Source organism: Curtobacterium sp. A7_M15, assembly GCF_030705415.1.
Taxonomy (GTDB): Bacteria; Actinomycetota; Actinomycetes; order Actinomycetales; family Microbacteriaceae; genus Curtobacterium.
Map to the genome: position 1 here is coordinate 1 of NZ_JAUZED010000152.1, position 6648 is coordinate 6648.

At 75.3% G+C, this 6648-nt stretch carries 9 protein-coding genes; 7 read left to right on the forward strand and 2 right to left on the reverse strand.

Annotated features, from left to right (window positions below):
* The 5 genes from Q7F20_RS17225 to Q7F20_RS17245 all read left to right on the forward strand — a co-directional run.
* On the forward strand, positions 1 to 1029 hold a 1029-nt coding region (locus Q7F20_RS17225; RefSeq protein WP_305741290.1), incomplete at its 5' end, for a S1C family serine protease.
* Between the two features lie 68 nt (positions 1030 to 1097).
* Positions 1098 to 1967: a universal stress protein gene (locus tag Q7F20_RS17230; RefSeq protein WP_305741291.1), complete on the forward strand. Its 870-nt coding sequence runs from the start codon at positions 1098 to 1100 to the stop codon at positions 1965 to 1967.
* A 25-nt stretch (positions 1968 to 1992) separates the two neighbouring features.
* On the forward strand, positions 1993 to 2760 hold the full coding sequence (locus Q7F20_RS17235; RefSeq protein ID WP_305741292.1) for a LamB/YcsF family protein: 768 nt from the start codon (positions 1993 to 1995) through the stop codon (positions 2758 to 2760).
* Positions 2757 to 3452: an allophanate hydrolase subunit 1 gene (locus tag Q7F20_RS17240; RefSeq protein ID WP_305741293.1), complete on the forward strand. Its 696-nt coding sequence runs from the start codon at positions 2757 to 2759 to the stop codon at positions 3450 to 3452. The genes Q7F20_RS17235 and Q7F20_RS17240 overlap by 4 nt, the downstream gene beginning before the upstream one ends.
* Positions 3449 to 4333: a biotin-dependent carboxyltransferase family protein gene (locus Q7F20_RS17245; RefSeq protein WP_305741294.1), complete on the forward strand. Its 885-nt coding sequence runs from the start codon at positions 3449 to 3451 to the stop codon at positions 4331 to 4333. The genes Q7F20_RS17240 and Q7F20_RS17245 overlap by 4 nt, the downstream gene beginning before the upstream one ends.
* 1 nt (position 4334) lies before the next feature.
* On the opposite strand, the gene Q7F20_RS17250 is transcribed toward Q7F20_RS17245, so the two are convergent.
* Entirely contained in the window at positions 4335 to 5195 is an 861-nt protein-coding gene (locus Q7F20_RS17250; RefSeq protein ID WP_305741295.1) for a hypothetical protein, read from the reverse strand.
* The gene (locus Q7F20_RS17255; protein WP_305741296.1) at positions 5192 to 5752 is read right to left on the reverse strand and encodes an RNA polymerase sigma factor; all 561 of its coding nucleotides are present in this window, start codon (positions 5750 to 5752) and stop codon (positions 5192 to 5194) included. Before Q7F20_RS17255 ends, Q7F20_RS17250 begins: the two co-directional genes overlap by 4 nt.
* 119 nt (positions 5753 to 5871) lie before the next feature.
* Between Q7F20_RS17255 and Q7F20_RS17260 the strand changes: the two genes are divergently transcribed.
* The gene (locus Q7F20_RS17260; RefSeq protein WP_305741297.1) at positions 5872 to 6177 is read left to right on the forward strand and encodes a putative quinol monooxygenase; all 306 of its coding nucleotides are present in this window, start codon (positions 5872 to 5874) and stop codon (positions 6175 to 6177) included.
* A gap of 73 nt (positions 6178 to 6250) precedes the next feature.
* Positions 6251 to 6648, forward strand: a 398-nt coding sequence (locus tag Q7F20_RS17265; protein WP_305741298.1) for an ATP-binding cassette domain-containing protein, incomplete at its 3' end; no start/stop codon positions are given.

Genomic DNA, 6648 nt, shown 5'->3' on the forward strand with positions numbered 1-6648 from the left:
GGCGTCCTCGCGGGTTGGGTCGCCGCGGCCGGGAGCGGTCGCAGCGAGTCCGGAGCGGCCGGCCGGGTCGGGTCGGGCACGGCGCCGGCCGCGTGCACGGCCTCCGACGTCGCTCGGGCCGTGCTGCCCAGCGTCGTCACGATCGAGGTCGGGGTCGACGGCAGCGGCGGTTCCGGCAGCGGTGAGGTCATCGGCGCGGACGGCACCGTCCTGACGAACGACCACGTGATCGCCTCCGGAGCGACGGGTCCGCTCACGGTCCGGCTGGACGACGGGACCGAGCTCGACGCCACGGTCGTCGGCCGTGACCCGCGGACCGACCTCGCCGTGCTCCGTGCCGAGACGGACCGACGCCTGCCCGCACTGGCGTGGGGGTCGTCGGACGCGCTCGTCGTCGGTGAGCCGGTCGTGGCGTTGGGCGCCCCGCTCGGTCTCTCCGGGACCGTGACCACTGGGGTCGTCAGCGCGCTCGGGCGGTCCGTCCCGGTGCCGACCGGGGACGGCGACGGCAGCACCGTGCTCACCGGCGCGATCCAGACCGACGCCTCGATCAACCCCGGCAACTCCGGCGGCGCCCTCGTGGACTGCGCCGGCCGGCTGGTCGGCATCAACACGGCGATCGCCACGGTGCCGAGCGCCGGCGGTCCGAGCAGCGGCAGCGTCGGGATCGGCTTCGCGGTCCCGGCGGCCGTCGCGCGGCCGGTGGCCGAGACGCTGCGGACCGGTGGCAGCGTCGCGCACCCGTCGCTCGGCGTCCGGACGCTGCCCGTCGCCCTGCACCACGAGGACGGCTCGGTCGCCGTCGGGCTCCAGCTGACCGCGGTGACCGAGGGCGGCGCCGCCGAGGACGCGGGGCTGCGTGCGGGCGACGTCATCACCGGGGTCCGGGGCGTCGACCGGCTCCACCCCGACACGGTCGCGTTCCTCGAGGCGACCCGCGACGTCGGCGACTCCCTCCGGCTGACGTTCCTGCGGGACGGCGAGTCGCGCGACACCGCCGTCACGCTCCGCGCCGCGCGGAACGGCTGACCCCCGAAGAACGCACACGACCACACGACCACACCACCGGGCACGACGAGCACAGGACGGACACGCACATGACCACCACGGACCTCGGACGGATCGTCGTCGGATTCGACGGATCGGAGCCGGCGACCGCCGCACTCGATCGCACCCTCACGCTCGGCGAGCGGCTCGGCGTGCCGGTCGAGGTCGTCACGTCGTGGCGCTGGCCGATCACCTGGAGCACGCTGCCCGTCGCGAACTCCTGGTCGCCCCTGCACGACGCCGAGGAGATCCGGCAGCACGCCGCCGAGGTCCTGGAACGGCACGGTCCGGTCACCGTGGACGTCACCACGCGCACGGTCGAGGGCGGAGCGACCGAGGCGCTCGTCGACGCGTCGCAGGACGCCGGGCTGCTCGTCGTCGGGAGCCGGGGCCGCGGTGGGTTCCGCGGGCTGCTCCTCGGTTCGGTGAGCGCTGCATGCATCCAGCACGCGTCGTGCCCCGTCCTCGTCGATCGGGGCGCGGCGACGGCGTCGGCCGGTCGGGGCACCGTCGTCGTGGGCGTCGACGGCTCGCCGGAGTCCGGGCACGCCCTCCGCTTCGCGGTCACGCTGGCGCGCGGCCTCGGACTGCGGGTGCGCACGATCACGACGTGGCAGTGGCCGGAGGCGCTCAACCGCGAGGAACCGCCGTTCGACCACTGGAGCCCCGAGCAGGACGCGCTGTCGACGGCCTCCTCGGCGCTCGACGCCGCCGAGGACCTCATCGACGACGACGTCGAGGTCACCTCCGAGCTCGTCGAGGGCCGCCCCGCCGGGGTCCTGCTCGACGCCAGCCGGGACGCCGCACTCCTCGTGCTCGGGAACCGGGGCCTCGGAGGGTTCCGTGGGCTGCTCGTCGGTTCGGTCACCCAGGAGTGCGCACAGCACGCGTCCTGCCCGGTCGTGGTCCACCGTCCGTGACGGGGCCCGCCGGTAGGTTGGCACCGTGACGACGATCGACCTCAACAGCGACCTCGGCGAGGGCTTCGGCGCCTGGACGATGGGTGACGATCGCGCGATGCTCGACCTGGTCTCCTCGGCGAACGTCGCCTGCGGGTTCCACGCCGGCGATCCCGAGATCATGCTCGACACCTGTCGGCTCGCCGCCGAGCGGGGCGTCGCGGTGGGGGCGCACGTGGCCTACCGCGACCTCGTCGGGTTCGGGCGCCGTGCGGTCGAGGTCACGCCCGAGGCCCTCACCGCCGACGTCGTCCACCAGCTCGGTGCACTGCTCGCCACGGCCAGGGTCGCCGGCACCCGGGTGACGTACGTCAAGCCCCACGGCGCCCTCTACAACACCGCCTGCGCCGACCCGGTGCAGGCCGAGGTCGTCGTCCGCGCGGTCGCCGCCGTGGACCCGACGCTCGCGGTGCTCGCCTTGCCGGACTCCGAGCTCCTGCGTGCGGCACGCGCCCACGGGCTCCGGGCCGTCGCCGAGGTGTTCGCCGACCGGGCGTACGAACCCGACGGCTCCCTCGTCCCGCGCAGCCGCCCGGGCGCCGTCCTGCACGACCCCGCAGCGGTCGCGGACCGCGTGCTCCGGATGGTCACCGAGGGCACCGTGACCGCGGTGGACGGCTCGGTCGTCCTGGTCCGTGCCGACTCGGTGTGCGTGCACGGCGACTCGCCCGACGCCGTCGCGATGGCCCGCGCGATCCGAGCCCTGCTCGACCGCAACGGGGTCGCGGTCGCCCCGTTCGCACCGGCGCCGTGAGCACCGGCCCCGTGAACGCCAGCCCCGTGATCGCCGGCCCCGTGAGCCCCGGCCCCGTGATCGCCCCGCCCCTCGACGTGCGTCGCGCCGGCTCGCAGGCCCTGCTCGTGACGTTCGGCACCCTCGCCGAGGCCGCCGCGTTCCGCGCCGGACTCGTGGCGGCACCTGTACCGGGCGTGACCGAACTCGTCTCCGGCGCCCGCACGCTCCTCGTCCGCTTCGACCCGGGACGCACCGATCCCACGCGACTCGCACCGCGCCTCCAGGCCGTCGAACCCGTCAGACCCACCCGAGCCGACGTCGACGAGGTGACCACGATCCCCGTCACGTACGACGGCGAGGACCTCGCCACCGTGGCCGCCCTGGTCGGCACCACGGCGGAGCAGCTTGTCGCCTGGCACACCGGCCAGACCTGGACGAGCGCCTTCTGCGGCTTCGCGCCGGGCTTCAGCTACCTCATCGGCACCGCCCCCGCGCTCGACCTGCCCCGGCGCAGCACCGCCCGCACGTCGGTGCCCGCCGGCAGCGTCGCCCTCGCCGGCGAGTTCAGCGCCGTGTACCCACGCGTCTCCCCCGGCGGCTGGCAGCTCATCGGCCGGACCGACGTCTCCATGTGGTCGCTGGACCGCGACCCGCCCGCGCTCGCGCCGGCCGGCACCCGGATCCGGTTCGTCGACGCCGGACGCGCATGACCGCGCTCACCGTCCTGCAGGTCGGCCCCGGCACGTCGACGCAGGACCTCGGCCGGCCCGGCTTCAGCGACACGGGTCTCGGCGCCGCGGGTGCGGCGGACCGCGGGGCAGCCGCGTTGGCCAACCGGCTGGTCGGCAACCGTCCCGACGCGGCGGTCCTGGAGGCGCTGCTCGGCTCCGTCACGCTCCGCTCGGACGCGCACGTGGTCGCGTCCCTGACCGGCGCGCCCTGCCCGGTGACGGTCGAGTCGGCGGACGGCCGGGTGCGCGGCGCCGCCTGCTTCGAGATCGTCGCCCTCGCACCTGGCGACGTACTCCGGGTGGGGGCCGCCACGTCCGGGCTGCGCACGTACCTCGCGGTCCGCGGAGGCCTCGCCGTCGAGCCCGTGCTCGGCAGCCGCTCGTGGGACTCCTTCGCCCGTCTCGGGCCGCCGCCCGTGACGGTCGGCGACGCCCTGCCGATCGGGGACGCTGCCGGGTCCTGGCCGCTCGTCGACGCCGTCGCGCCGCCCTCCTGGAGGCCACCGGGCGGGGTCGTCGTCCTCGACGTCACCGCGGGACCCCGTGACGACTGGTTCGGGCCGGACTGGCGGACGGTCCTGGCCGACCAGGTGCACCACGTCAGCCCCGACAGCGACCGCGTCGGCGTGCGGACCACCGCTCAGCGGCCGCTCGTCCGCTCCGTGACCCGCGAACTGCCGAGCGAGGGCGTCGAGACCGGGTCCCTGCAGGTCCCGCCGGAGGGGCACCCCGTCCTGTTCCTCGCCGACCACCCCGTCACGGGCGGCTACCCCGTCGTCGCGGTGCTCACGCCCGCGTCGGTGGACCGCGCCGCCCAGCTCCGACCGGGCGACGCGGTCCGGTTCCGCGTCCTCGACTGACTCAGCCGGCGTACCGCGGATCGGAGGCGGGGTCGTACGGCTGCGATCCCCACGATCCGTCGTCCGACGCCGGGGCCGGGTGTTCGTCCTGCCAGAGGGTGTCGACCGCGGACCACTCCGATGCGCTGCACCAGTCGAAGACGTACGCGTCGTGGGCCGTCGGCGCCACGAACAGCGACGACCTCGGGATCCGGCCGAGCGACTCCCCCCGTGCCGTCATGCACCCCTGCAGGCGGTCGAAGGCCGCGAGGTACTCGCTCCGGGTCACGACGCCGTCCTCGGTCGCCTGGTCCTGCGCTGCGCTCGCGCCGGGCAGCGGCGGGGTCCGCAGCCACCCGTACGACAGGGTCCAGCCGAGGTCCCCGGCCACGGCGAGCCGGATCCGGTGCCCGGCCACCTCCGACGAGGGGTACGTGCCCGACACGGTCGACCCGGCGGTGCACGACACCGTCGACGCGGCGGCGCCGGGGCGCCGCTCGGTGACCTCGCCACGCCCGGTGCGACACGTGGCCACCCATGTGAACGTGTCGGCACGGGCCGGTGCGGGCCCGACCGAGATCGTCTCGTCCGAGGAGCCGATCCGCCCGACCGGGGTGCCGACGACCCGCAGGTACGACGGACCCACCCCGCCCACGACCGTCGCCGCACGGCTCTGCGCCTCGACGGCGGCCGGGTCCGGACTCGCCGCCGCGGTGATCGCACCGCCGGCGGCAGCGCCGCCGAGCACGCAGACCACCGCTCCCGCGATGGTCGTCGCCCGCCACCGACGTGGTCGCCGGGGTGTGCGCTCGACCGTGTCGACGAGCAACGCCCGCAACGCCCGGTCGCGGTCGTCGGTGTCCCTGTTCGTGGAGGTGCTCATGATCGTGCTCCGTTCCGTTCGACGGCCGGCCGGGTCGTGGGTCCGCTCGCGGTCAGTGCCGCGGCGAGCCGGGTCCGAGCGCGGGAGAGGCGCGACTTCACCGTGCCCGGCGCGATGCCGAGCGCGGTGGCGATCTCCCGTTCGCTGTAGCCCTCGAGGACCGACAGCGTGATGATCTCCTGGTCGCGGTGTCCGAGCTGCCGGAGCGCCCGGAAGGCATCGCCCTCGTCGTCCCGGTCCGCGTGGTCGGGGACGGGTTCCGGTGGCGGCAGCCGGTCGAGGGCAGCCCGGTAGCGCCGGGCCGCACGTGTCTGGTTGCGGGCGACGTTCGTCGCCGTGACGAGCAGCCACGGCAACAGCGACCCGTCGACGAGCCGCACCCGTGACCGGTTCCGCCAGGCCTCGAGGAACACGATCGCGACCGAGTCCGCCGCGTCCGCGTCGACCGGTACGAGCCGCATGCAGTGCCGCTGCACCCGGTGGCGGTGCCGGTCGAACACCCGCCCGAACGCCTCGCCGTCACCCTCGAGCGCCATCGCCCAGTCCCCGCTGTCCATACCCTGCAGTGTCCGGGACGCCCGGATCGGTTCCACCCCGCCGCACCGACGGGTGCCGAGTCCGGAACACTGCACCCTCGGCCGTTGTTGTGGGAGGCAACGACGAAGAAGGGTGCACCATGTCGATGACCGTCCTGCTCGAGGTCCAGCTCCGGAGCGATGTCTCCCCGGAGACCGTCGAGGCCGCGATCCGCGAGACCCTCGCCCAGACCGCCGCCTTCACCGGCAACGAGTCCCTCGAGGTCCTCGTCGACGACACCGACCCGTCCCGCGTGGTCGTCGTCGAGCGGTGGACGACGCCCGCGGACCACGACGCCTACGTCGCCTGGCGCGGCACTCCCGAGGGCGCGGCGAACGCCCTCGCCGCCGTCGTGGCCGCCCCGCCGGTCACCCGTCGTTTCGGCCGGACGATCACGCTCGACTGACGCGGGCCGTCGGGGGCGGTCGGTCTGGCGGCCGCGGTCCGTCCGGCGCCCGCGGGGATGGGACGATTGGGGCATGACCGCCACGCTCGTCGCCAAGGGACTCTCCGGCGGGTACGCCGCACGCACGCTCTTCGACTCCCTCGACCTCACCGTCGCTCCGGGGGACGTCATCGGTGTCGTGGGGGTGAACGGCGCCGGCAAGTCGACCCTGCTCCGACTCCTCGCCGGGGTCGACGAACCCCTCGCCGGTACCGTGTCGCTCGCGCCGACCGACGCGTTCGTCGGGTGGCTGCCGCAGGAGCACGAGCGCCTCGACGGTGAGACCGTCGCCGCGTACATCGCCCGGCGGACCGGCTGCGCCGAGGCCACCGCGACCATGGACGCCGCAGCCGCTGCGCTCGGCGAGCCCGACGCCGGTGGCGCGGCGGCGGACGCGTACTCGGCGGCGCTCGACCGCTGGCTCGCGGCGGG